Annotated in this window: 22 protein-coding genes and 1 pseudogene; 15 read left to right on the top strand and 8 right to left on the bottom strand. The window is 71.8% G+C overall.

Features of this window, described 5'->3' with window-relative positions; translation table 11 throughout:
* The first annotated feature begins 5 nt into the window (after nucleotides 1-5).
* The 7 genes from zwf (at nucleotide 6) to ACFRIC_RS37855 (ending at nucleotide 7,001) form a co-directional block, all read left to right on the top strand.
* Nucleotides 6-1,535, top strand: a complete 1,530-nt coding sequence (zwf, locus tag ACFRIC_RS37885) for a glucose-6-phosphate dehydrogenase (RefSeq protein WP_382796193.1) — start codon at nucleotides 6-8, stop codon at nucleotides 1,533-1,535.
* Nucleotides 1,532-2,464 (top strand): glucose-6-phosphate dehydrogenase assembly protein OpcA, encoded by a 933-nt coding sequence (gene opcA, locus ACFRIC_RS37880; protein WP_382796053.1) that lies wholly within the window; start codon nucleotides 1,532-1,534, stop codon nucleotides 2,462-2,464. The genes zwf and opcA overlap by 4 nt, the downstream gene beginning before the upstream one ends.
* Nucleotides 2,457-4,103, top strand: a complete 1,647-nt coding sequence (gene pgi, locus ACFRIC_RS37875; RefSeq protein WP_382796051.1) for a glucose-6-phosphate isomerase — start codon at nucleotides 2,457-2,459, stop codon at nucleotides 4,101-4,103. Before opcA ends, pgi begins: the two co-directional genes overlap by 8 nt.
* 7 nt (nucleotides 4,104-4,110) lie before the next feature.
* Complete coding sequence (gnd, locus tag ACFRIC_RS37870) at nucleotides 4,111-4,989, top strand: phosphogluconate dehydrogenase (NAD(+)-dependent, decarboxylating) (RefSeq protein ID WP_382796049.1); 879 nt, start codon at nucleotides 4,111-4,113, stop codon at nucleotides 4,987-4,989.
* 9 nt (nucleotides 4,990-4,998) lie between these two features.
* Entirely contained in the window at nucleotides 4,999-5,610 is a 612-nt protein-coding gene (locus ACFRIC_RS37865) for a histidine phosphatase family protein (protein WP_382796047.1), read from the top strand.
* Between the two features lie 85 nt (nucleotides 5,611-5,695).
* The gene (locus ACFRIC_RS37860; protein ID WP_382796045.1) at nucleotides 5,696-6,151 is read left to right on the top strand and encodes a tellurite resistance TerB family protein; all 456 of its coding nucleotides are present in this window, start codon (nucleotides 5,696-5,698) and stop codon (nucleotides 6,149-6,151) included.
* Nucleotides 6,152-6,311: 160 nt separating this feature from the next.
* Nucleotides 6,312-7,001, top strand: coding sequence for a TetR family transcriptional regulator (locus ACFRIC_RS37855; protein ID WP_382796043.1), 690 nt, complete (start codon nucleotides 6,312-6,314; stop codon nucleotides 6,999-7,001).
* Here the strand turns inward: ACFRIC_RS37855 and ACFRIC_RS37850 are convergent.
* Nucleotides 6,993-7,430, bottom strand: coding sequence for a PPOX class F420-dependent oxidoreductase (locus tag ACFRIC_RS37850; protein ID WP_382796041.1), 438 nt, complete (start codon nucleotides 7,428-7,430; stop codon nucleotides 6,993-6,995). The genes ACFRIC_RS37855 and ACFRIC_RS37850 overlap by 9 nt on opposite strands.
* Before the next feature lie 73 nt (nucleotides 7,431-7,503).
* Between ACFRIC_RS37850 and ACFRIC_RS37845 the strand changes: the two genes are divergently transcribed.
* Genes ACFRIC_RS37845 through ACFRIC_RS37835 form a run of 3 tightly spaced genes read left to right on the top strand, consistent with a single transcriptional unit; the run spans nucleotide 7,504 to nucleotide 10,751 of the window.
* On the top strand, nucleotides 7,504-8,085 hold the full coding sequence (locus ACFRIC_RS37845) for a TetR/AcrR family transcriptional regulator (RefSeq protein ID WP_382796039.1): 582 nt from the start codon (nucleotides 7,504-7,506) through the stop codon (nucleotides 8,083-8,085).
* The gene (locus tag ACFRIC_RS37840) at nucleotides 8,082-9,494 is read left to right on the top strand and encodes an MFS transporter (RefSeq protein WP_382796037.1); all 1,413 of its coding nucleotides are present in this window, start codon (nucleotides 8,082-8,084) and stop codon (nucleotides 9,492-9,494) included. Before ACFRIC_RS37845 ends, ACFRIC_RS37840 begins: the two co-directional genes overlap by 4 nt.
* Nucleotides 9,495-9,524: 30 nt before the next feature.
* The gene (locus ACFRIC_RS37835; protein ID WP_382796035.1) at nucleotides 9,525-10,751 is read left to right on the top strand and encodes a serine hydrolase domain-containing protein; all 1,227 of its coding nucleotides are present in this window, start codon (nucleotides 9,525-9,527) and stop codon (nucleotides 10,749-10,751) included.
* Here ACFRIC_RS37835 and ACFRIC_RS37830 read toward each other — a convergent pair whose 3' ends face one another.
* Both ACFRIC_RS37830 and ribA read right to left on the bottom strand, forming a co-directional pair.
* Nucleotides 10,752-12,017 carry an MFS transporter gene (locus ACFRIC_RS37830; RefSeq protein ID WP_382796033.1) on the bottom strand — a complete coding sequence of 422 codons (1,266 nt, stop codon included), beginning with the start codon at nucleotides 12,015-12,017 and terminating at the stop codon, nucleotides 10,752-10,754.
* Nucleotides 12,014-12,721 (bottom strand): GTP cyclohydrolase II, encoded by a 708-nt coding sequence (gene ribA, locus ACFRIC_RS37825; protein ID WP_382796031.1) that lies wholly within the window; start codon nucleotides 12,719-12,721, stop codon nucleotides 12,014-12,016. Before ribA ends, ACFRIC_RS37830 begins: the two co-directional genes overlap by 4 nt.
* A gap of 38 nt (nucleotides 12,722-12,759) precedes the next feature.
* Here ribA and ACFRIC_RS37820 point away from each other — a divergent pair, with 38 nt between their 5' ends.
* A complete protein-coding gene (locus ACFRIC_RS37820) occupies nucleotides 12,760-13,521 on the top strand; it encodes a creatininase family protein (protein ID WP_382796029.1) in 762 nt (253 codons plus the stop codon).
* Between the two features lie 137 nt (nucleotides 13,522-13,658).
* Here the strand turns inward: ACFRIC_RS37820 and ACFRIC_RS37815 are convergent.
* The 5 genes and pseudogenes from ACFRIC_RS37815 to ACFRIC_RS37795 form a co-directional block, all read right to left on the bottom strand.
* Nucleotides 13,659-14,387 (bottom strand): annotated as a pseudogene (locus tag ACFRIC_RS37815) (lysylphosphatidylglycerol synthase domain-containing protein); the annotation flags it as partial.
* Between the two features lie 284 nt (nucleotides 14,388-14,671).
* Nucleotides 14,672-15,607, bottom strand: a complete 936-nt coding sequence (locus ACFRIC_RS37810; RefSeq protein ID WP_382796026.1) for a class I SAM-dependent methyltransferase — start codon at nucleotides 15,605-15,607, stop codon at nucleotides 14,672-14,674.
* Nucleotides 15,604-16,827: a glycosyltransferase family 4 protein gene (locus ACFRIC_RS37805; RefSeq protein WP_382796025.1), complete on the bottom strand. Its 1,224-nt coding sequence runs from the start codon at nucleotides 16,825-16,827 to the stop codon at nucleotides 15,604-15,606. Before ACFRIC_RS37805 ends, ACFRIC_RS37810 begins: the two co-directional genes overlap by 4 nt.
* The gene (locus ACFRIC_RS37800) at nucleotides 16,824-17,222 is read right to left on the bottom strand and encodes a 6-pyruvoyl tetrahydropterin synthase family protein (RefSeq protein WP_382796023.1); all 399 of its coding nucleotides are present in this window, start codon (nucleotides 17,220-17,222) and stop codon (nucleotides 16,824-16,826) included. The genes ACFRIC_RS37805 and ACFRIC_RS37800 overlap by 4 nt, the downstream gene beginning before the upstream one ends.
* 137 nt (nucleotides 17,223-17,359) lie before the next feature.
* Entirely contained in the window at nucleotides 17,360-18,340 is a 981-nt protein-coding gene (locus ACFRIC_RS37795; RefSeq protein WP_382796021.1) for an FAD-dependent oxidoreductase, read from the bottom strand.
* A 108-nt stretch (nucleotides 18,341-18,448) separates the two neighbouring features.
* Here ACFRIC_RS37795 and ACFRIC_RS37790 point away from each other — a divergent pair, with 108 nt between their 5' ends.
* From ACFRIC_RS37790 to ACFRIC_RS37775, 4 genes are all read left to right on the top strand, one after another.
* The gene (locus ACFRIC_RS37790; RefSeq protein WP_382796019.1) at nucleotides 18,449-19,255 is read left to right on the top strand and encodes a CDP-alcohol phosphatidyltransferase family protein; all 807 of its coding nucleotides are present in this window, start codon (nucleotides 18,449-18,451) and stop codon (nucleotides 19,253-19,255) included.
* Nucleotides 19,256-19,479: 224 nt separating this feature from the next.
* The gene (locus ACFRIC_RS37785; RefSeq protein ID WP_382796017.1) at nucleotides 19,480-20,619 is read left to right on the top strand and encodes an ABC transporter ATP-binding protein; all 1,140 of its coding nucleotides are present in this window, start codon (nucleotides 19,480-19,482) and stop codon (nucleotides 20,617-20,619) included.
* Entirely contained in the window at nucleotides 20,616-21,320 is a 705-nt protein-coding gene (locus tag ACFRIC_RS37780) for an ABC transporter permease (RefSeq protein ID WP_382796015.1), read from the top strand. The genes ACFRIC_RS37785 and ACFRIC_RS37780 overlap by 4 nt, the downstream gene beginning before the upstream one ends.
* A complete protein-coding gene (locus ACFRIC_RS37775; protein ID WP_382796012.1) occupies nucleotides 21,317-21,991 on the top strand; it encodes an ABC transporter permease in 675 nt (224 codons plus the stop codon). The genes ACFRIC_RS37780 and ACFRIC_RS37775 overlap by 4 nt, the downstream gene beginning before the upstream one ends.
* Nucleotides 21,992-22,035: the final 44 nt, after the last annotated feature.

Raw genomic sequence — 22,035 nt, 5'->3', positions numbered from 1 at the left:
TCGGCGTGGCCGCCGACTGGGACAACCCGCTGCGCGACCCGCGCGACCGCCGGCTCCCCCGGATCGCGGGCCCCTCCGGCCTGGTCATCTTCGGTGTCACGGGCGACCTGTCCCGCAAGAAGCTGATGCCGGCCGTGTACGACCTCGCCAACCGGGGTCTGCTGCCGCCGGGCTTCTCGCTCCTCGGGTTCGCCCGCCGCGAGTGGGAGGACCAGGACTTCGCGCAGGTGGTCCACGACTCGGTGCGCGAGCACTCCCGCACCGAGTTCCGCGAGGAGGTCTGGCAGCAGCTCGCGGAGGGCATGCGATTCATCCCGGGCGACTTCGACGACGACACGGCGTTCAAGCAACTGCGCTCCGCCGTCGACGAGTTGGACGCGTCCCGGGGTACCAGCGGCAACTACGCCTTCTATCTCTCCGTACCGCCGAAGTTCTTCCCGAAGGTGGTGCGACAGCTCAAGAGGCACGGGCTGGCGAACGCCCCCGAGGGGTCCTGGCGGCGCGCGGTCATCGAGAAGCCGTTCGGTCACGACCTGGCGAGCGCCCGTGAGCTGAACCGGATCGTGCACGACGTGTTCGACCCGGACCAGGTGTTCCGGATCGACCACTACCTCGGCAAGGAGACCGTCCAGAACATCCTGGCGCTCCGCTTCGCCAACCAGATGTACGAGCCCGTCTGGAACCGGTCGTACGTCGACCACGTCCAGATCACGATGGCCGAGGACATCGGCATCGGCGGCCGGGCCGGCTACTACGACGGCATCGGCTCCGCCCGGGACGTCATCCAGAACCACCTCCTCCAGCTCATGGCGCTGACCGCCATGGAGGAACCCGCCGCGTTCGACGCCGAGTCGCTGCTCGCCGAGAAGCTCAAGGTCCTCCGGGCCGTGAAGCTGCCGGAGAACCTGGGCGAGCACACCGTGCGCGGCCAGTACGCGGCGAGCTGGCAGGGCGGCGCGAGGGTGCGCGGCTACCTCCAGGAGGACGGCATCGACCCCGCGTCGACGACCGACACCTACGCGGCCGTCAAGCTCCAGGTGGACAACCGCCGTTGGGCGGGCGTCCCGTTCTACCTGCGCACCGGCAAGCGGCTCGGCCGCCGCGTCACCGAGATCGCGGTGGTCTTCCAGCGCGCCCCGCACTCCCCGTTCGACTCCACGGCCACCGAGGAGCTCGGCGCGAACGCCATCGTCATCCGCGTCCAGCCGGACGAGGGCATGACCGTGCGCTTCGGATCCAAGGTGCCGGGTACCTCCATGGAGATCCGGGACGTCACCATGGACTTCGCGTACGGCGAGTCGTTCACCGAGTCCAGCCCGGAGGCGTACGAACGGCTGATCCTGGATGTCCTGCTCGGCGACGCCAATCTCTTCCCCCGTCACCAGGAGGTGGAAGAGTCCTGGAAGATCCTCGACCCGATCGAGGGGTACTGGGAGAGCCACGGCACGCCCGCGCAGTACCCCTCGGGCAGTTGGGGCCCGAAGGAAGCCGACGAGATGCTCGCACGAGACGGACGGAGCTGGCGCAGGCCATGAAGATCGACCTGACCGACACCACGGCAAGCAAGATCAACAAGGCGCTCGTACGGGGGCGCCGTGCCATCGGCACCCCGGCCGTGGGCATGGTCCTGACGATGGTCATCGTCACCGACGAGGAGAACGCGTACGACTCCATCAAGGCGGCCGAGGAGGCCTCCCGGGAGCACCCCTCGCGCACCCTCGTCGTCATCAAGCGCGTCGCCCGCACCCCGCGCGACCGCACCAACTCCCGTCTCGACGCCGAGGTGCGCGTCGGCTCGGACGCGGGCACCGGCGAGACGGTCGTCCTGCGGACCTACGGCGAGGTCTCGGACCACGCCGACTCGGTGGTCCTGCCGCTGCTGCTTCCGGACGCGCCCGTCGTCGTCTGGTGGCCGGTGGACGCGCCCGAGAACCCGGTCAAGGACCCGCTGGGCGCCCTGGCCCAGCGCCGGATCACCGACATGTACGCCGTCGAGGCACCGCTCCGGGCGCTCGACGCCCGCGCCGCCTCGTACGCGCCGGGCGACACCGACCTGGCCTGGACCCGGCTCACCCCCTGGCGCTCCATGCTGGCGGCGGCCCTCGACCAGGCCCGTACGAAGGTGATCTCGGCGACCGTCGAGAGCGAGGCGCAGAACCCGAGCGCCGAACTGCTGGCCCGCTGGCTGGAGGCCCGCCTCCAGGTCAGGACCGAGCGGGTCGAGACCGCGGGCCCCGTGGTGACCGCCGTCCGGCTCGGCACCGAGAACGGCGAGATCGTCATCGACCGCCCCGAGGGCCCGCTGGCGACGCTGTCCCTGCCCGGTCAGCCCTCCCGCACGCTCGCGCTGAAGGTGCGCTCCACCTCCCAGCTCATCGCCGAGGAACTGCGCCGCCTCGACGCGGACGAGATGTACGCCGTCGCCCTGCGCGGCGAGGCCCCCAAGGAGACCCCCCGTGTCTGACTACCCCAAGCCCACCCGGCGTCCGGAGTGGGTGGCCCTGGAGGACCACCGCGCGACCACGCTGCTGCACCCCCGGCTGCGTGACCTGTTCGCCGCCGACCCGGCGCGCGCCGAGCGCTACGTCGTCCAGGTCGGCGACCTGCGGATCGACTACTCCAAGCACCTGATCACCGACGAGACCCTGGCCCTGCTCCAGGAACTCGCCGCCGCCACGGACGTGTCCGGGCTGCGGGACGCGATGTTCCGGGGCGATCGGATCAACACGACCGAGGACCGGGCGGTGCTGCACACCGCGCTGCGGGCGCCGCGGGACGCGGTGGTCGAGGTCGACGGGGAGGACGTCGTGCCGGCCGTGCACGCGGTCCTGGACAAGATGGCGGACTTCGCCGGCCGGGTCCGCTCGGGCGAGTGGACCGGGCACACCGGCAAGCGCATCAAGAACGTCGTGAACGTCGGTATCGGCGGCTCCGACCTCGGCCCCGCGATGGCCTACGAGGTGCTGCGCCCGTTCACCGACCGCTCGCTGACGGTGCGGTTCGTGTCGAACGTGGACGGCGCCGACCTGCACGAGGCCGTGCGGGACCTGGACCCGGCCGAGACGCTGTTCATCATCGCCTCCAAGACGTTCACCACGATCGAGACGATCACCAACGCCACCTCCGCGCGCTCCTGGCTGCTCGCCGGGCTCGGTGAGGAGAAGGCGGTCGCCAAGCACTTCGTGGCGCTGTCGACGAACGCGGAGAAGGTGTCGGACTTCGGCATCGACACGGCGAACATGTTCGAGTTCTGGGACTGGGTCGGCGGCCGGTACTCGTTCGACTCTGCGATCGGCCTGTCGCTGATGATCGCGATCGGCCCGGACCGCTTCCGCGAGATGCTGGACGGGTTCCACCTGGTCGACGAGCACTTCCGCACCGCGCCCGCCGAGGCCAACGCCCCGCTGCTGATGGGCCTGCTGGGCATCTGGTACGGCAACTTCCACGACGCCCAGTCGCACGCCGTGCTGCCGTACTCGCACTACCTGTCGAGGTTCACGGCCTATCTCCAGCAGCTCGACATGGAGTCCAACGGCAAGTCCGTGGACCGTGACGGCAACCCGGTGGAATGGCAGACCGGACCGGTGGTGTGGGGCACGCCCGGCACCAACGGCCAGCACGCCTACTACCAGTTGATCCACCAGGGCACCAAGCTGATCCCCGCCGACTTCATCGGCTTCGTCAACCCGGTCGGTGAGCTGGGCGACGAACTCGCGGCGCAGCACGACCTGCTGATGGCGAACTTCTTCGCGCAGACGCAGGCGCTGGCGTTCGGGAAGACCCCGGACGAGGTCCGCGCCGAGGGCGTGCCCGAGGAACTGGTGCCGCACAAGACGTTCCAGGGCAACCACCCCACCACCACCATCCTCGCCGCCGAGCTGACCCCCTCGGTCCTGGGCCAGTTGATCGCCCTCTACGAGCACAAGGTGTTCGTCCAGGGCGCGGTCTGGAACATCGACTCCTTCGACCAGTGGGGCGTCGAGCTCGGCAAGGTGCTCGCCAAGCGCGTCGAACCCGCCCTGACCGAGGGCGCCGACGTCCCCGGTCTCGATCCCTCCACGGCCGCTCTCGTGGCCGCTTACCGCACTCTCCGGAAGAAGTGAACTGACAATGCAGCTCGGACTCATCGGTCTCGGCAAGATGGGCGGCAACATGCGCGAGCGCATACGCCGCGCCGGCCACACCGTCGTCGGCTACGACCGTAATCCGGACCTCGCCGACGTGCACAGCCTCGCCGAACTCGTGAGCAGCCTCGAAGGCCCGCGTGTGGTCTGGGTGATGGTGCCGGCCGGCGCCCCCACCCAGACCGTCATCGACGAACTCGGTGACCTGCTGGAGGCCGGCGACACGGTCGTGGACGGCGGCAACTCCCGCTGGACGGACGACGAGAAGCACGCCGCGGAGCTGGCGGCCAAGGGCATCGGCTTCGTCGACGCCGGTGTCTCGGGCGGTGTGTGGGGCCTGGAGAACGGTTACGCGCTGATGGTCGGCGGAGACGCCGAGAACATCGAGAAGGTGCGCCCGGTGTTCGACGCGCTCAAGCCGGAGGGCGACTTCGGCTTCGTGCACGCCGGCAAGGTGGGCGCGGGCCACTTCTCCAAGATGGTCCACAACGGCATCGAGTACGCCATGATGCAGGCGTACGCCGAGGGCTGGGAGCTCCTGGAGAAGGTCGACTCGGTCACCGACGTGCGTGAGGTGTTCCGCTCCTGGCAGGAGGGCACGGTCATCCGTTCCTGGCTGCTCGACCTCGCGGTCAACGCCCTGGACGACGACGAGCACCTGGACAAGCTGCGCGGCTACGCGGAGGACTCCGGCGAGGGCCGCTGGACCGTCGAGGCGGCCATCGACAACGCGGTTCCGCTGCCCGCCATCACGGCCTCGCTCTTCGCCCGCTTCGCCTCGCGGCAGGACGACTCGCCGCAGATGAAGATGATCGCGGCGCTGCGCAACCAGTTCGGCGGTCACGCCGTCGAGTCGGCGAAGTAGGGAAGGACCATGGGCGATCTCATCCTGGTCCGCCACGGAGAGACCGAGTGGACGCTGACGGGACAGCACACGAGCTGGACCGATCTTCCGCTCACCCGGCACGGCGAGGAGCAGGCCAAGTCCATCGCGCCGTTCTTCGCCGGGCGCTCCTTCGCCCAGGTCCTCACCAGTCCCCTCGGCCGCGCGGTGCGCACGGCCGAGCTCGCGGGGCTGTCCGGTCCGCGGATCGACCCCGATCTGCACGAGTGGGACTACGGCGGCTACGAGGGGGTCACCACCCGCGCCATCCACCGGGCCCGGCCCGGCTGGGTGCTGTGGGACGACGGGGTGCCGCCCGGCCCGGACGGCCACCCCGGCGAATCACCCCGTGAGGTGGGCGTGCGCGCCGACCGGGTGCTCTCCCGGGTGGACGCCGCGCTCTGCGACCGGCCCGGTGACGTGGTGCTGGTGGCGCACGCGCACTTCCTGCGAGTGCTCACGGCCCGCCGGCTGGGGCTGCCGCCCGAGTCGGGACGGCTGTTCCAGCTCTCGACCGGGACCGTCAGCCGGCTCTCCACCGAACACGGCGAGCCCGTGATCGCCGCGTGGAATCAACCGGGAACTTCCGTCACGGTCCACTAGTTTCCACCGTGCCGCTGTACAACCGAGGAGCTTTCCGGTCCGCCCGCCCGGGCGGACCGGGCTCTTGACTACCTCTGGAGTTCTCATGGCCCTGTGGGACCGCATCAAGGAGTCCGCGTCGACGATGCAGACCCAGCTCGTGGCGAAGAAGAACGATCTCAAGAGCGGCGCCTTCCGCGACGCGAGCATGGCCATGTGCGCCCTGGTCGCGGCGGCGGACGGCTCGATCGACCCGTCCGAGCGGCAGCGTGTGGCGCAGCTCATCGCGACGAACGAGGTCCTGCAGAACTTCGACGCCGTGGACCTCCAGCGCCGTTTCGACGACAACCTGAACAAGCTGACCGCCGACTTCGCCCTCGGCAAGGTCGGCGTTCTCCAGGAGATCGCCAAGGCGAAGAAGAAGCCCGCCGAGGCGCGCGCCGTCATCCAGATCGGCATCGTCATCGGCGGTGCCGACGGCGACTTCGACAAGACCGAGCAGGCCGTCGTGCGCGAGGCGTGCTTCACGCTCGACCTGCCGCCGCACGAGTTCGACCTGTAAGGACGCCCCCTCCGGGCCGCCGTCGTTCAGCGCCCCGGTGCGTCCCGCCGCGCGGCGGGACGCACCGGGGCGTCGCGCGTTCGTACGGTGGAGCGTGCCGAGCCCGCGGTTCGGCGCTTCTAGAATCGCGGGCACCGACCGTCTCGCCCGAAGGAACCCGATGACCAGCGTCGAAGAACCGGCACGACCTGGCGGGCGCATCCGCGACGCCGCCCGTACCAGAGCCGAGATCCTCGACGTGGCGACCCAGGAGTTCTCCCGCGCCGGGTTCGCGGGTGCCCGGGTCGACGAGATCGCCGCCCGCACCAGCACCACCAAACGGATGATCTACTACTACTTCGGCGGCAAGGAGCGGCTCTTCACGGCGGTCCTGGAGCGTGCCTACTCGGCGATCCGGGAGGCCGAGCAGGAGCTGGACGTCGAGGGCCTGGACCCGGTCGCGGCGATCCGCCGGCTCGCCGAGCTGACCTTCGACCATCACGAGGCGCACCCCGACTTCATCCGTCTGGTGAGCATCGAGAACATCCACGAGGCCGAACACATCACGGACTCCGCGGCCCTGGGCAGGATCGGCTCGCCAGCGCTCGACGTGATCGGCCGGATCCTGGCGGCCGGCCGCGCGTCGGGGCTGTTCACCGCGGACGTCGACCCGGTGGACCTGCACGCGATGATCAGCGCCTTCTGCTTCTTCCGGGTCTCCAACCGGCATACGTTCGGCGCCCTGTTCGGCCGCGATCTGACCGCCCCGGACCAGCGGGAGCACTATCGCGCGATGCTCGGCGACATGGTCATCGCCTATCTGACCGCGGACCGCGCCGCCGAGTCGGCGGCCCCCCGCGGTTCAGCGTGACGGGATGCCGTACGCCCGCTCCACGTGGAGTCTGAGCACCAGCCGGCGGTCGCGGACCATCGCCGCGCGGTAGTCGTCCCAGTCGGGATGTTCGCCGAGGACGTCCCGGTAGAGCCGGATGAGCTCCTCGACGGTCTCGTCGTGCGGGTCCGCCGCGACCGGCGTCAGCTCGGCCGTGCCCTCGACGACCGTGTACGCCCACCGGTCCGCGCTGGTCACGTGGTACGAGGCACGTGGGTCCCGGCGCAGGTTGCGGGTCTTGGCGCGGTCGTCGGTGAGCGACACGCGGACGACTCCCTCGTCGGGGTAGTACACGTGACTGACGTTCGAGAGCTGGGGCCGGCCGTCCTTCTTGAGGGTGACGAGCACTCCGCCCTTGTACTCGGAGAGCAGCTTCAGCAGTGCGTCCTGGGTCTCTTCATCGGTCATATCCGCGTCAACGCTCCGGATGCGTCACGTCATCCCGTAGACACTGTCTACTCCCGGCTGGTAGACAGTGTCCATGAACGAGCTGGAAGCCACCGGCCTGCGGACGCGGCTGATCGACGTCGGGGTCGAACTCGTGACGGCGGAGGGCGCTCAGGCGCTGACGCTGCGGGAGATCGCCCGACGGGCGGGGGTCTCGCACGGCGCTCCGCGCCGCTGGTTCCCGACGCACGGGGAACTGCTGTCCGCCATCGCGCGCCGCGGCTTCACCGACCTCCAGGACCGGGCCGCGAAGGCGGTCGGCGGCACGGAGGCCGACCCCCGGGCCCGGCTCACCGCCCTCGCGACGGCGTACCTGGACTTCGCGCTGTCCCAGGGCGGCATGTACGAGCTGATGTTCCGTCACGACCTGCTGGAGAGCAACCGGTTGGGCCTCCGTGAGACCAGTCTGCCGTTGTTCGGGACGCTGGTGGAGCTCGTCGGACGGGTGCGTCCCGAGGCCGACGCGCGGATCCTCGCCGGCGCCCTCTGGGCGAACCTGCACGGCATCGCCCAACTGTGGGGCTGGGGAAGCCTGCAGCTCGCCACGGACGCCGAGGACGTCACCCCCCTGCTGAAGGCCGCGCTCGACGCACACCTCGGACCGGAGGAAGGATGACCGCCCACCGCCGGATCACCCTCGCGAGCAGCGTCGTCGGCGCCGTGATCGTCGCCCTCGACGGCACGGTCCTCACCGTCGCGCAGCCCACCCTCCAGCACGACCTGGGCGCCTCGTTCGCCCAGGTGCAGTGGACCAGCACCGGGTATCTCATCGCGGTGGCGGGCCTGCTGGTGTTCGCGGGACGCCTCGGGGACCGGCACGGGCATCAAAGGATCTTCGCGCTCGGCATCCTGGGCTTCGGGGCGGCGTCCGCGGGCATCGCCCTCGCGCCCGGCATCGGCTGGGTGATCGCGCTGCGGGTCGCGCAGGGCGTCTTCGGCGCGCTGCTCCAGCCGGCCACGCTCGGCATGCTGCGCGCCGCGTACCCGCCCGACCGGCTCGGCACGCCCATCGCGCTGCGGGCGAGCGCCATCGGGATCGCCGCGGCCGCGGGTCCGCTGCTGGGCGGCGCGCTGGTGGCCCACTTCGGATGGCGGTCGGTCTTCCTCCTGAACGTGCCGCCCGCGCTGGCGATGGGCGTGGCGGCCCTGGCCGTGCGGCCCGCGACCGTCCCTGAGCCCCGGACCGGCCGTCGCGCGGCGGCCGACCGTCTGGACGTGCCGGGCGCCTGCCTGCTCACTCTCGCCCTGGTCGCCCTGGTGCACACCCTGGTCGCCGTGCCCGGGACCGGCTGGACGGCGCGGACCACGGCCGGGCTTGCCGTGGTGGCCGTCGCCGGCACCGCGTTCGTCCGCCGCCAGCGCCGGGCCGCGAGCCCCCTGGTGCCGGCCGAGATCCTCGGCTCGGCGACCATCGGCGCCGCGCTCGGCATCCTGGTGGCCGTGTCCGCCGCGATGCTCGGCACCCTGTTCGCCGCCAGCTACTTCCTCCAGCGCACCCTGGGCCTCGACCCGCAGGAGACCGGCCTGCGGGCGCTGCCCGCCGGGGTGACGATGGTGCTCGGCGCTCCGCTCGCCGCCGTCCTGATGCGCAGGTTCGGCCCGCGCCGCACCGCCGTGGCCGGAACGCTCGTCCTCACGCTCGGTGTCCTGCTCCTGGCCCGGCTGGGGCCGGCGTCGACGGCCGTGCCCGTCGCCTGCGGTTTCCTGTTGCTGGGCGCCGGTTTCGTGACGGTGATGGTGACGACGACGGCGGTCGCGGTACGGCACGCCCCCGCGGCCTCGGCCGGTGTGGCGGGCGGCCTGCAGCAGACGGCGATGAACATCGGCCCCACGCTGGGGATCGCGGTGGCGGCCACGCTGATGTCGCTGACACCCGGCGCCGCCGTCGGTCCCCCGCTCGCCGTGCTCGCGGTGTTCGCGGCGACGGGAACACTGCTCGCCCTGAGGCTTCCGGGGCACAAGCAGTCCGTGAGCACCGCCGGGGGACGCCCGGCCGACGCGTCACCAGCCCGTTTGGGACGATGAGGGACACGAGCCGCGGTCCAGAGGAGAACCATGGGAGATCTGCGACAGGAAGTCGAGCCGGGATCCGTCGGCCTCGACCCCGGGGCACTGGACCGGCTCGACCGGCACTTCGCCGCCCTGGTCGACGAGGGCAGCCTCCCCGGCTTCCTGGTCGCCGTCTCCCGGCACGGACGGGTCGCCCACCTCACCACGTACGGGCGGCGCGACCGTGCGGCGGGGCTTCCGGTGGAGAGCGACACGATGTGGCGGATCTACTCCATGACCAAGCCGGTCACCTCGGTCGCCGCGCTCATGCTCGTCGAGGAGGGCCGCCTCGGACTCGACGACCGGGTGGCCGACTTCCTTCCCGCCTTCGCCGAACCACGGGTGTACGTCGCGGGGGCGGGGCCGGACACGACGACCCGGCCAGCCGAACAGCCCGTCCTGATCCGCCACTTGCTGACCCACACGGCGGGTCTGACCTTCGGCTTCTACCACGCGCATCCCGTCGACGGGCTCTACCGCGACGCCGGTGTGGAGTCGTCCGTGGCACCGGGCGCCGACCTGGCCGAGACCTGCGAGGTGTACGCGCGGCTGCCGCTCCAGTTCGAGCCGGGCACCCGGTGGAACTACTCGGTGGCCACCAACGTCCTCGGCCGCGTCATCGAGGTGGTGTCCGGCGAGGACCTCGACGTCTTCCTGCGGCGGCGCGTCCTCGGTCCGCTCGGGATGACGGACGCCGGCTTCCAGGTGAGCGACGAACAGGCGCGCAGACTGGCCGAGTTGTACGGGCAGGACGACGACGGACGGCTCGTCCCGATCGCCGGTCTCCCGCTGCACGGCAGGCCCCGCTTCCTCTCGGGCAGCGGGGGCATGGTCGCCACGGCCCACGACTACCACCGCTTCATGGAGATGCTCCGGCGGCGCGGCGAACTCGACGGAACCCGTCTGCTGCGCCCCGGGACCGTGGACCTGATGGCGGCCAACCACCTGCCCGGCAACGCGGACCGGCGTTCCTTCGGCAGCCCCGTCCACCAGGAACCGGGCAACGCCGGCCTCGGTTTCGGCCTGGGCGTGTCCGTCGTGGTGGACCCGGCGATCACCCGGTCCCCTTCCGTCGAGGGCGCGTTCGGCTGGAGCGGGGTGGCCACCACGACCTTCTGGGTCGACCCGCGGCGCGATCTGACCGTGCAGTTCCTGAGCCAACTGCGCCCGAAAGGCGCGCACTCGGTGTTCCCGGATCTCAAGCGCCTGGTGCACCGGGCGGTACGGTCCTGATCACCGCGGAGTGGTCCGGTTGACGCGGTACACGTCCCGTACGCACAGGTTGAGCAGCGTCGTCGCCACGATCACTCCCGCGCAGACCAGCAGCACCTGCCGGTCCGACCAGGCACCGGCGGCCGACCCGGCGAGCAGATAGCCCAGCGGGATCGCGCAGCGCTCCCCGACGCTGTTGAACGCGGCCGCTCGGCCCAGTTCGTGCTCGGGAACGTGCAGTTGGAAGGCGGTGGTCCAGGCGACGATGGCGATGTCGAGGCCGATGCCCGCGAGGAGCGCGGCGCCGAGGACGGCGGGCAGCGGCAGCGCGAGCCCCATCGCCGTCAACGGCAGAAAGAGCAGGGAGGCGGTGCAGACGGCGACGGCGAGCAGCCGGTACGGCCTCCACCACAGGCACACCAGCGCGCCCGTCAGCAGCCCGAGCGCGAACGCGCCCTGCACCAGGCCCCAGGAGCCCGCTCCGGAGTAGAGCCGCACGGCGAGGACCGGCCCGAGCATCTGGAATCCGGCCAGCCAGGCGGCGACCACGACCGTCCCGGCCACCGTGTACGTCCACAGCCAGGTGCGGGAGCGGAAGCCGGACCAGCCCGCCCGCAGATCGCCGAGGACACCGCCCGCGGTGACGGGCGCGTCCAGCCGCAGTCCGTGCAGCAGCAGGGCCGCGATCAGGAACGAGAGCGCGTCCCAGGTCAGTGCCCAGCCCGGTCCGCAGAGGGCGACGACCAGCCCGCCGGCCACGGGTCCGAGCACCCGTACGGCGTTGGTCGGCAGCCGGACCAGCGCGTTCGCCTGCTGGAGATGCTCGGGTCCGACCAACTGGTTCACCACGCCCTGGCCCGCGGGCACGGTGAACGCCACGGCGACTCCCGAGAGGAAGCCGCAGGCGGCGATGGACGTCGTGGAGGCCGCGCCGGTCAGCACGATGACGGCGAGCGCCCCCTGGGCCAGGGCCGCGGTCAGATTGCCGCCCAGCAGGATCCGGCTGCGGGACATCCGGTCCGCGAGCACCCCGCCCACCAGCAGGAAGGCGACGGTCGGAACGGTGTTCACGGCGAGCACCACGCCGAGCGATCCGGCTCCGCCGCCCTGGCCGATCACCGCGTAGGCCAGTGCGAGCGGCGCCATCGCCGATCCCGTGGCCGAGATCAGACTCGCCAGCGCGAACCGCCGGAAGCCGGCGCTGCGCAGGGGTGCCGTCCGGATCCTCGGCCCCCGCGCCGCCGCCTTCGTCCCCGTCGTGCCGCTGTGGTCGTCGGCGTCCGTCATTCCTCGGTGACGACCGTCTTGGCCTCTCCGGCGAAGATCGCCTTCGCCCACTCCTCGCCGTCCAGGTGCGGCAGGTAGTGGTCGAGGCGCTCCCGCTTGGTCAGCAGGTAGGTGAGGTTGTCCTCGCACGGCGGTATGAGGAGCGGCACCTGCTCGGCCACCTTGATGCCGTGGCGCAGCAGCGACTCGCGCTTGCGCGGGTTGTTCGACAGCAGCCGCACGGACCGTACGCCGAGGTCGTGCAGCATCTCCGCGGCCACCCGGTAGTCGCGGGCGTCCACGGGCAGCCCGAGGGCCTCGTTCGCCTCGACGGTGTCGAGGCCTTCCGCCTGGAGCTTCATCGCCTTGAGCTTGGCGAGCAGGCCGATGCCCCGGCCCTCGTGGCCGCGCAGGTAGACGAGGATGCCGCGGCCCTCGGCCACGATGGCGCGCAGCGAGGCGGTGAGCTGGGGGCCGCACTCGCAGTGCTGGGACGCGAAGGAGTCGCCCGTCAGGCATTCGGAATGCAGCCGGGTCAGGACGTCGCCCTTTCCGAGCGTGTCCAAGTCGCCGTGCACGAGGACGACTTGTTCCTCACCGCGGTCGTGGTCGAGGAAGCCGACGGCGTGGAAAAAGCCGTACTCGGTGGGGAGCGGGGCAATCACGACTCGTTCGACACCTGTGAGGTGGGCATTCCCGCCGAGTACGCCAAAGTTATCTGTCATGATCTGGTTCCTAAGCAGAGTCGAAAGGGCCGTGAAAGATGAGTAGTTCGGGAACACGCGTGATGGAGTCCGGTGTGCTGTCACTGGACACCACGGAGGATGTCCGCGAGCGGGGGGCCGGTGTCGCCCGCCAGGTCGCCGTCCTTCCCGTAGGCAGCCTCGAACAGCACGGCGCGTACCTTCCCCTGACGACCGACACACTGGTGGCGTGCGCCATCGCGCGGGAGATCGCGGCCGCCTATCCGGTGCATCTTCTTCCTCCGGTGACGATCTCCTGCTCGCACGAGCACGCGGCCTGGCCGGGCACCGTCAGCATTTCCGCCGTCACGCTGTACGCCGTCGTCCGGGACATCGCCGCCTCGTTGCGGCGCTCCGGCGTCGACACGCTGGTCGTGGTCAACGGGCACGGCGGAAATTACGTACTGGGCAATGTGGTTCAGGAATCCGCGGGCACCGGTACGCGCATGGCGCTTTTCCCTGCCATGGAGGACTGGGAGGGCGCGTGTGAACGGGCCGGTGTGCAGACGTCGTTGCTCACTGATATGCACGCGGGAGAAATCGAGACGTCCATTCTCCTGCATGCCCATCCGGAATGCGTCAAAGACGGTTATGAGACCTCCGATTTCGTGGCCGACGACCGTCGGCATCTGCTCACTCTCGGCATGGCGGGCTATACCGAGTCCGGGGTCATCGGCCGTCCCTCGATGGCCGGCGCCGAGAAGGGGAAGGAACTCCTCGCCGGGCTGACCGAGGCCTTCGGGGCGTACTTCTCCTTGGTGACGTCCGAGACGCTGCACTGACCGGACCCTCCCGCGCTCTCCTCGCGGGAGCGCCGGAGCGAGGCACCCCAGCGGACGACCAGGACCACGGCGCCGGGCAGGCTCGCCGCGAGGCTGAGGACGCCGTAGATCACCGCGACGGTCAGGCCCGTCCCGGCGCCGAGCCCGGCGGCGCCGAACGCCCAGGCGGTGGCTCCCTCGCGGGGGCCCCAGCCGCCGACGTTCAGCGGCAGTCCCATGGCCAGCAGCGCCAGCAGCGCCAGCGGCATCAGCCGGAGGACCGACGCGCCGGACCCGGCGGCCCGGGCGGCGAGCACGAACATCGCCAGATGGCCGGCGAGTACCAGGACCGACGAGAGCGTCACGCCGGGCCAGCTCCGCCGGGCCAGCAGGGCGCCCCGGGCCTCCACGAGTGCGCCGCGGACGGCTCCGTAGCGCCGTCCGGTGCCGGACGTCGTCCGCCGCCCGCGGACGACGGCGAAGGCCGTCGCGCCGCACACCGCGGCGATCACGAGGACCAGCGCGGTCTCCCGGGCCTGTGCGAGGACGGGTGAGGGCTGGGTGAGCAGCACCACCGCGCCGACGGCCACCAGCACGGCCTGGCCCGCGGTGCGTTCGAGCACCACCGAGCGCACCCCCCGGCCGATGTCACCGGCGCTCTGCCCGTGCCGCACGGCCCGGTGCACGTCGCCGAGGACCCCGCCGGGCAGCGCGGCGTTCAGGAACAGCGCGCGGTAGTAGTCGGCGACGGCCGCGCCCAGCGGGAGTTCGATGCGCAGCTCGCGTGCGACGAGGCACCAGCGCCAGGCGCTGAACACCGTGGTGAGCAGCCCGATGGCGACGGCCACCGTCAGGGTGGTCGCGTCGATCCTGCGCAGCCCGTCCACGAACACCCCGGTACCCAGCCGCCACAGGAGCACTCCGAGGATGAGGACACCGGCGGCGGTGCCGACGTGCCCGCGCACCCGGCCCCACACCCGCCGGGCGGGGGAGACCGCGCCGGCCGCCGGGCTCCCGGAGCCGCCGGCCGGGACGGGTCCCGGCTCGGCGTCCGTCGGGCCGGGCGCCCGCGAGGCGCCGGACTCCGCGGGGAGGTTCAGGTGCGGGCCGTCGAGCTCCGGGGCCGCGGCCACCGGGGCGGCGACCGGTCCCAGCGTCTCCAGGCCCGCGCTCACGCCGCACCCCCGGCCGGGTGGGGCAGCGCCAGCACGTCGCTGTGGTGCACGACCACGCGCAGCTCGCCCGCGGCGCAGGCGTCGAGCCGGGACTCCAGGTAGGCCTCGGCCCGTTCGGCCAGCTCAGGGCGTTCCTCGACGGCCGCGCCGACCCAGCCGCGCAGCCACTCCGCGGTGAGGGCGGCCTCGTCGGGGCCGAGCCGCCAGGGGCTCGGGTGCACCCGTACGGTCGCGCCGTAGCGGGCGAACGCGTCGCAGGCGGCGGTGACGGCGTCCGGGCCGAGCAGTTCGCCGCGCCGCTGGTGGGCGTTGAACGCCTCGGTGATCTCGGCGTCCAGCGGGTCGGCGGGGGTGAGCTCGACCCGGCCGGCCACGGACAGCGTCAGCAGGGCGGGCACGCCCGCTCCGGCGCAGGCGGCGGCGAGCCGGTCGATCTCCTCGGCGGTGAGCACGTCGAGCAGCGCTGAGGCGGTCACCAGGGAGGCGCCGGCGAGGGCGTCCGCCGTCAGCCGTCCGATGTCGCCGCGCTGGGTGGTGACGGCGACATGGCTGCCGTCGGCCGCCGCCTTGGGCGCCCCGACCGTGGCGAAGTGCAGCAGGTACGGGTCGCGGTCGTGCAGGATCCAGTGCTGGGCGCCGTCGAGCCGGGGCGCGAGCCAGCGGCCCATGGAGCCGGTGCCGCAGCCGAGGTCGTGGATGGCCAGGTCTCCGCCGCGGACCGGCCGGTTGGCCAGCCGGATGCGCAGCGGGTCGAGCAGGTCGACCGCCCGCGCGGCCGCGTCGGCGGGCTCGCGCAACTGGAGCCACTGCGGTGCGTAGCGCACCTCTTCGGCGTCAGGGTCCCCGACTCGCTGACCGGGCACGCCCGTCCTCACCTTCTGCTCGGGGATGCCGGAGTCCGGCCCGCTCGCGGGCGTCGTGGCGGTGCTCATGCCGCCCTCCGGGGTTCCTGGGGCAGCCGGCCGAGCACTCCGGCCAGGCTGCGCGCGGTGGTCGCCCAGCCGTCGAGCGCGGCGCGCCGTCCGCGCGCCGCGGCCTTGAGCCGGCGGCGCACGTCGGCCTCGCCGAACCAGCCGCGCAGCTCGGCGGCGAGCGCCGCCGGGTCCTCCGGGGGCACGAGGATGCCGGGCACTCCGCCGTCGGGGGCGCGTCCGACGGCCTCGGGCACTCCGCCGACGTCCGTGGCGAGCACGGGGATGCCGCGGGCCAGCGCCTCGGTGACGGCCATGCCGTACGTCTCGGCGTACGAGGTGAGGACCATGAGGTCGGCCGCCGCGTAGCTGGCGTCGAGTTCGGCGCCGGCCTGGGGTCCGGCGAGGTGCAGCCGGTCGCCGAGGCCGTGCCGGTCGATCAGGGTGCGCAGATGGTCGACGTAGGCCGGGTCCTGGGTGAGTCCGCCGACGCAGACGCAGCTCCAGGGCAGGTCGGTGACGGTGGCGAGGGCTTCGATGAGCCGGTGCTGGCCCTTGCGCGGGGTCACCGCGGCGACACACAGCAACCGCGAGACACCGTCGGTGCCGGAGGCGACCGGCGCGATGTCGGCGCCGGGCGCGGCGGCGTGCACGCGGTCGGGGGCGAGGCCGTGGTGGGCGACGAGCCGGCGCACGGCCCATTCGCTGGTGGCCACGACGGCCGACACGGCCCGCAGGGTCGTACGTTCCAGGGCGTCCAGCTCGGCGGCCACGGCGGGGTCGAGTCCCGTCTCGTCGCCGAGCGGCAGGTGGACGAGGACGACGAGACGCAGCCGGTCGGCCTCGGGGGCGACGATCTCGGGGACTCCGCAGGCGACGATCCCGTCGAGGAGGACGACCGTGCCGTCGGGCAGGTCGGCCAGGGTCCGGGCGAGTTCCGTACGGGCCGCCGCGGCGGGGCGGGGCCACTGGCCCGCGAGGATGTGCCGCTGGACGTGCCAGCCGAAGCCGGGCAGGTCCAGGCACAGGCGGCGGTCGTAGGCGTTGCCGCCGCTCGGCGTGGCCGGGTCGTCGACGCCGCCCGGCATGACGAAGTGCACGGTGCGCAGGGACATGGGGATGATCTCGGCGTTCTTGAGAGCCGCGTTCTGCACGGGCACGTAGTTCAGGGCACCGGATCCGGCGGCCTGCGCGGCACGGCCGGACACCGGGGAGGCCTTGTCGAGGGTCACGTCGGTCACAGGTCACGCTCGTAACTCGCCCAGGCGATGTGCGACTCGTGGAGGGTGACGGTGATGCCGGTGAGGCCCCGCGCGCCCGCGCCCAGGGCTCCGGCGTGGACGCGGTCGGCGAGGCGGTCGGCGATGACCTTCGCCAGGAACTCGGTCGAGGTGTTGGTGTCCTTGAAGTCCGGCTCGCTGTCGAGGTTGCGGTAGTTCAACTCGCTCACGACGGCGCCGAGCTCCTGCGTGGCCAGGCCGATGTCGACGACGATGTTGTCGTCGTCCAGCTCGGGGCGACGGAAGGTGGCGTCCACCAGGAACGTCGCCCCGTGGAGGCGCTGCGCGGGTCCGAAGACCTCGCCACGGAAGCTGTGGGCGATCATCAGGTGATCGCGGACGGTGATGCTGAACAACGGACGACCCTCCAGGTGCGGTGCGTCTGATCCCCTGCCGGGATCACGTCGTGTAGTACGGCTGCCCGGTTCACCTTGTTCAGCCGCGCGTCGCCCTTTCTTCGGAGTCCGTGGAGGTCAGGCCGGTTCTCGTCGGCTCAAACCTGTTCGTAGGCGACTCGGTGGCACAGGGCGGGTATCGATCCGGAGGCCAGTTTCCCCATCACGTCGGGGAGTTCGCCGAAGGAGCACTCGCCGGTGATCAGGGCGTCGAAGGCCGGTTCGGCGAGGAGGTCGAGGGCCAGCGCCAGCCGGTCCGCGTAACTGCGGCCGGCCCGGGCGGAGGGGGAGACGGAACCCACCTGGCTGCTGCGCAGGGTCAGCCGACGGGAGTGGAAGGCCTCGCCGAGCGGCAGGGCGATCCGGCGGTCCCCGTACCAGCTCAGCTCGATGACGGTGCCCTCGTGGGCGAGCAGGCGCAGGGAGAGGTCGAGTCCGGCCTCGCTGGCGCTGGCGTGCACGACGAGGTCGCGTTCGCCCTCGGCCTCCTCGGGGAGCGCGAAGTCGACGCCGAGCGCACGGGCGACGGCACCGCGTGCCGGATCGGCGTCGACGAGCTGGACGCGTACGCCGGGGAAGCGGGCGAGCAGCGCGGCGACCGAGCAGCCGACCATGCCGCCGCCGACCACGGCGATCCGGTCGCCGACGAGCGGGGCGGCGTCCCACAGAGCGTTCACCGCGGTCTCGACGGTGCCCGCGAGGATGGCGCGGGAGGCGGGCACCGACTCGGGTACGACGGTCACGGCGCTCACCGGGACGACGTAGCGCGTCTGGTGCGGGTAGAGGCAGAAGACCGTCCGCCCGAGCAGCCGCTCGGGTCCTTCCTCCACCCGGCCGACGCTCAGATAGCCGTATTTCACGGGTGCGGGGAAGTCCCCGTCCTGGAACGGCGCGCGCATCGAGGCGTGCTGGTTCTCCGGGACTCCCCCGCGGAACACGAGGGTCTCGGTGCCTCTGCTGACTCCCGAGTAGAGCGTACGGACGAGCACCTCGCCGTCCGCGGGCTCGTTCAGGGTGACGTCACGGATCTCGCCGTGGCCCGGAGACGCGAGCCAGAAGGCGCGAGCTGTGAGTTCCATGAGCGTTCCCCTGAACGATTCCGCAGATCTTCACGTACGGAGCAGTGACAAGTCGCGCACACGGTACGCGGCGTTGATCGAATCTGTCATTCGGCCGGAGGAACTGCGGTGGCCCTGAACAACATGTACGGCGCAAGGCTCCCCCAGCAGGAGACCACGGTGGGAGCCGGTGTGCAGCTCCTGGTGCTGGCCCTGCTGGGCACGGCGATCGGGATGGGGCCGGCGGGCTGGCTGACCGGTCTGGTGTTCGCCTTCGCCACCTGGGCGGTGCTGACCCGCGCGCTGCGGCGCACACAGCCCCGCTCCTTCGGACCCGCCAACCGGGTGACGCTCGGCCGCGCGATCCTGGTCGGCGGTGTCACCGCGCTGGTCGCGGACTCCTTCGAGAGCTCGCCGCCGGTGAGCCTGCTCGTCGGTCTGACGGCGGTCGCGCTGATCCTCGACGGCGTCGACGGCAAGGTGGCCCGGCGGACCGGCACGTCGTCGGCCCTGGGCGCCCGCTTCGACATGGAGGTGGACGCGTTCCTGATCCTCGTGCTGAGCGTGTACGTCTCCATGTCGCTCGGCCCGTGGGTGCTGCTGATCGGCACGATGCGGTACGCGTTCGTCGCCGCCGCCCGGGTGCTGCCGTGGCTGAACGGCGAGCTGCCGCCGAGCATGGCGCGCAAGACGGTGGCGGCGCTGCAGGGCGTCATCCTGCTGGTCGCGGGCTCCGGACTGCTGCCGCACGACGCGGAGATGGCCGCCGTGCTGACCGCGCTCGCCCTGCTCGTGTGGTCGTTCGGCCGCGACATCGGCTGGCTGTGGCGGCAGGGCAGCGGTGTACCCGTCGAGCGGACCCACCAGCCGCGGACGAGCGAGCGTCCGCGCGAACTGGTCACCGCGGGCCGGGGGCCCGTCGGTTCCGAGGGCTGACCCGAACTCCCCGCGTACGAGCGGGAGTCGGCACCGGACCGGACGGGTCCGGGCGGAGGCCGAGGGGGTCCGGAAGCGGGACGCGCCCGGAAAAAGGCGGACGCGCGCACGACATTCACGATCTGTCATGGCCGGGAACGAACATCGTCTGACTAGACTACGCACCCTCGTGCACGTCACCGCGCCACGCGCGGGCAAGGCCGTTCCCGAAGGGTTCTCGACGCTTGATAGCCATCGAAGATGTCAGCAAGCGATACGCCGACGGCACGGTGGCCGTCGATCGCCTGTCCCTCCAGATACCGGACCACTCCATCACCGTTCTCGTCGGACCTTCGGGCTGCGGCAAGACCACCACGCTCCGCATGATCAACCGGATGATCGAGCCGAGCAGCGGCACGATCCGGGTCGACGGTGAGGACATCCGCAGCCGCCCGGTCAACACCCTGCGCCGCTCCATGGGTTACGTCATCCAGAACGCCGGACTCTTCCAGCACCGGACCGTCGTCGACAACATCGCCACGGTGCCCCGGCTGCTCGGCTGGTCCAAGCAGCGGGCGCGGGAACGCGCCACGGAACTGATGGAACGGGTCGGCCTCGACCCGGCCATGGCCCGTCGCTACCCGTACCAGCTCTCCGGCGGTCAGCAGCAACGGGTCGGCGTCGCCCGCGCGTTGGCGGCCGATCCGCCCATCCTGCTGATGGACGAGCCGTTCTCCGCGGTCGACCCGGTCGTACGCCGGGGACTGCAGGAGGAATTGCTGCGCATCCAGAGCGAACTGGGCAAGGCCATCGTCTTCGTCACCCACGACATGGACGAGGCGATCACCATCGGTGACCGCATCGCCGTGCTGCGGACCGGCGGCAAGCTGGCCCAGTTCGCGGCCCCGGACGAGATCCTCTCGGCGCCGGCCGATCCGTTCGTCGAGCAGTTCCTCGGCTCCGACCGGGGCATCCGGGGCCTGTCGTTCCTGGGCACCGACGATCTCGAACTCGACCGCTCCCGGGTCTTCTCCGTCGGCTCCGACTGGCGCGAGATCGCCGCACGCGAGCCCGTGGGTGCGCCCGTGCTGGTCACCGACGCCGACGGCCGGCCGCTCGGCTGGGCCGACCCGGGGAGCTGGGGCGGAGAGGTCGGGGACCTCGAACCGTACGGCCCGGCCTTCGAGGTGGGCCGGGACTCGCTGCGGATCGCCCTGGACCGGGCCGTGCTGTCGCCGACCGGCCTGGCCGTGGCGGTCGACGGTTCGGGGACGGTCCTCGGGGTCGCCGGGCAGGAGACGATCGCCGCGGCGATCCGGTCGGCCCGGCGACGGCGGGCGGCGGACGCCCCGCTGGCGACGCCGACGGCGAAGGCCGCGCGATGAACGAGTTCTTCGAGATACCGAGCGCCATCCAGCACAGCTACGGCGGTCTGATCGCCCTCCACATGGAGGAGGCGCTCGTCCCCGTGCTGGCCGGCCTGCTGCTGGCCCTGCCGATCGGACTGCTCTGCGTCCACTTCGACTGGCTCTACGCGCCGGTCCTGTGGACCTCGACGATCCTCTACGCGATCCCCTCGATCGCCTTCTTCGTGGTCCTCATCGACTACACCGGGCTGAGCCGGCTCACCGTGATGATCCCGCTGTGTCTGTACAGCCTGGTCGTGCTCGTCCCGGCGGTCGTCGACGGGGTCCGGTCGGTCCCCGAGGAGACGAACGCCGCCGCCTCGGCGATGGGCATCGGCCTCGCGCGCCGCTACTTCCAGGTCCAACTGCCCATCGCCGTACCGGCCATCATGGCCGGACTGCGAGTGGCCGTCGCCTCCAGCATCAGCCTGGTGAGCGTCGGCGCGCTGATCGGCAACCAGGGCGCGTTCGGGAACCTGCTGACCTACGCCCAGTTGTACGGCCGCCCGCGCCTGGCCGTGACCGCGGTGGTCACCCTGGCCGTCCTCGCGGTCGTGATCGACGCCCTGCTGGTCCTGCTGCGGCGGGTGCTCACCCCCTGGCAGCCCCCGTCCGCCCGCACCGGGCGCTTCGGGGCCACGGCCGCGGACGCCACCCCCGTCCCGGAGGCCGCCTCGTGAACGTACTGCACTTCATGCAGGCCTTCTTCAGCGACGGTTCCCACTGGCACGGCTACGACGGCATCCCGCAGCGCGTCTGGGAGCACGTCCAGTACACGGCCGCGGCCCTCGCGATCGCCTCGGCCATCGGGCTGCCGATCGGGCTGGTCACCGGGCACACCGGGCGCGGCGGCAACACGCTCGCCTTCCTGTCCGCGGGGGCCCGGGCGCTGCCGACCTTCGGACTCCTGGTCCTGATGTTCGTGTGGCTGGGCCTCGGCATCGTGCCGGTGATGATCCCGCTCGTTGTGCTGGCGGTCCCGCCGGTCCTCATCACCACCTACGAGGCGATCCGCACCGTGGACCCCTCCCCCGTCGACGCCGCCCGCGGCATGGGCATGCCGGAGGCGCGGATCCTGTTCCAGGTCGAGGTTCCGGCGGCACTGCCGCTGATCCTCAGCGGGCTGCGCTCGGCGACGATCCAGATCGTCTCCACGGCCACGATCGCGGCCTACGTGTCCCTCGGCGGGGTCGGCCGGTACATCCTGGACGGCCTCTACCAGCACAACTACGAGAAGGTGGCCGGCGGAGCCGCCGTCACGGCCGTCCTCGCGCTGCTCGTCCTCGTGCTGTTCTGGGGCGTGGACCGGGTGGCGGTCTCCCCCGGAGTGAGCAGACGCCGGGCCTCGTAGGAGGACCGGACGCGGATGCGGGGAGGGGGACGGCCTTCAGGCCG

Source organism: Streptomyces sp. NPDC056738, assembly GCF_042790435.1.
GTDB lineage: Bacteria > Actinomycetota > Actinomycetes > Streptomycetales > Streptomycetaceae > Streptomyces.
The sequence above is the reverse complement of the archived record's forward strand: the minus strand, read 5'-3'. Positions and strand labels throughout refer to the sequence as shown.